General features: G+C 67.5%; 3 protein-coding genes. 1 reads left to right on the forward strand and 2 read right to left on the reverse strand.

All coding sequences use genetic code 11. The annotated features are described in order from the left end of the window. Positions 1-171: 171 nt before the first annotated feature. Complete coding sequence (locus ABZS61_RS34730) at positions 172-462, reverse strand: hypothetical protein (RefSeq protein ID WP_356430486.1); 291 nt, start codon at positions 460-462, stop codon at positions 172-174. Positions 463-810: 348 nt separating this feature from the next. Further along, on the reverse strand, positions 811-939 hold the full coding sequence (locus tag ABZS61_RS34735; protein ID WP_356430492.1) for a hypothetical protein: 129 nt from the start codon (positions 937-939) through the stop codon (positions 811-813). Here ABZS61_RS34735 and ABZS61_RS34740 point away from each other — a divergent pair. Beyond that, entirely contained in the window at positions 895-1,977 is a 1,083-nt protein-coding gene (locus ABZS61_RS34740) for an ISAs1 family transposase (RefSeq protein ID WP_356430489.1), read from the forward strand. The two genes, ABZS61_RS34735 and ABZS61_RS34740, sit on opposite strands and share 45 nt — an antisense overlap. Positions 1,978-2,015: the final 38 nt, after the last annotated feature.

A 2,015-nucleotide genomic window follows, 5' to 3' on the forward strand; every position in this document is an offset into this window, starting at 1 on the left:
ACCCAAGGCTTCGGCGTAGTCGCGTGCTGTCCGGTTCACGCGGATTTGCCACATGGCTTCGAGCGAGTCTGTTGGCCCCACGGGAACGACTGGTCGGGGGCCGTTCACCTGGCGGTGGGTGTGGGATTCGAACTCACGGTGACATCGCTGCCACGACGGTTTTCAAGATTGTCACTGTGAGCGGCCCGCATCGCGCGCCCCAATGATGAGAGTCTGCGCCTCCATGACCACATCACGGAGGCGTCCCGGCTGAACGCCTTCGCGTGCCATCCACTCATCGAGGCGGGGATGGAGGTATCTGACCGCCCACGGCCCGGGGCGCCTCAACATTGAGCGGCTGACCGAGATCTCTTCCTGGATCTCCCGACGCAGCTCGTCTGTCCAACCCTGCTCGCGATCAGCGCTTCCCAGCGGAGTTTTTAGGGCGACCACGGCCTCGCCGAGGGACTCTCGCAGATCCATGGGCTCTCCAATCTAAGCATCCCGACTCGTGAGCTATCGCGCCTCGGTTCTAGCAGCACCGACGTTGGCGTACAGCAGCGGAGTACCGCAACCACAGCAACCCTCCCCGTCCGCCACTGGTGAACTCCGAGTGGAGTCGCCCGTAGAACGGACATCGCCGCAGCGCCATGGTCTGTAGCGAGCGCCATCACGCGGCGAATCTCAGTTGTCCTCTGCAGAAACCGACGGTCGACCAGGGTCTTCGCTCTCCCGGGTTGACGGCTCGGCGAGAGGACAGGCACGGGCTTCCAAGATCATGGAGTTCTCTACGTCCCGTGCCCTGCCTGGAAGACCGTGCCTGCCGACGCATCATTGCTGATCCCACCTGCCCTTGACCAGCTCCGCGAGCGGCTCCAGGTTGTGCCAGGGGAGGTGCCAGGTCTGCTGGAACGGCTGGCCGAGGTACCAGATCCTCGCGATCCGCGCGGGGTTCGACACGCCCTGGCCGTCGTGCTCGCGCTGGCCGCGTGTGCGGTGTTGGCCGGGGCAACCTCACTGCTGGCGGTCGGTGAGTGGATCGCGGACGCACCACCGCAGGTGCTGGAACAGCTCGGCGTGCAGCCTGATCCGGTACTGCCGCGGCGGCTGGTGCCGGCGGAGGCGACGGTCCGCCGGCTGCTGGCCCGCATCGACGGCGACGCGCTGGACCGGGCCGTGGGCGGCTGGCTCGCCGACCGCCGCCCCGAGAGCTCCGGATTGCGCGGCCTGTCAGTGGACGGGAAGAGCCTGCGCGGCGCGGCCAAGGCCCGCGGCCGCAAAGTCCACCTGCTCGCCGCCCTGGAGCACACGTCCGGCTTGGTCCTGGCCCAGCTCGACGTGGGTGAGAAGACCGGCGAGACCACCTGCTTCCAGCCGCTGTTGGACACTGTCGCCGACCTGACCGGAACCGTGGTCACCAGCGACGCGCTCCACACCCAGCGCGAGCATGCCGGATACCTCCTGGGCCGCCGGGCCCACTACATCGCGATCGTCAAAGGCAACCAGAAGAAGCTGCGCAAGCAGCTCAAGTCCATGCCCTGGAAGGAAATTCCGCTCCAGGGCCGCACCCGGGGCAGCGGCCACGGCCGCTCCGAGATCCGCCGGATCAAGGTCGCCACCGTCAGCCACCTGCTCTTCCCCGGCGCCCGTCAAGCGGTCCAGATCAAGCGCCGCCGTACCGACCGCAAGTCCGGCAAGGCCACCATCGCTACCGTCTATGCGGTCACCAGCCTGACCGCCGAGCAGGCCGCCCCGCCCCAGGTTGCGACACTGATCCGCGACCACTGGAAGATCGAGGTCCTGCACCACGTCCGCGACACCACCTTCGCCGAGGACGCCTCACAGCTGCGGACCGGGAACGCTCCCCGGGCCATGGCGACCTGGCGCAACCTCGCCATAGGCGCCCTCTGGCTGGGTGGTGTCAAGAACATCGCCGCCGCCCTCCGCCACAACGCACGCGACGCCCGCCGCCCTCTCACGATCCTCGGCCTCGCATGATCACAAAACGGATGTCAGCCGACTACGACGAAGCCCTG

It is taken from the genome of Streptomyces sp. NPDC005566 (assembly GCF_040605575.1).
Taxonomy (GTDB): domain Bacteria; phylum Actinomycetota; class Actinomycetes; order Streptomycetales; family Streptomycetaceae; genus Streptomyces.

What these genes read in the sequence shown, in the direction of transcription:
- ABZS61_RS34730 (WP_356430486.1), bottom strand. Translation starts at nt 462, where the DNA reads ATGGATCTGCGAGAGTCCCTCGGCGAGGCCGTGGTCGCCCTAAAAACT.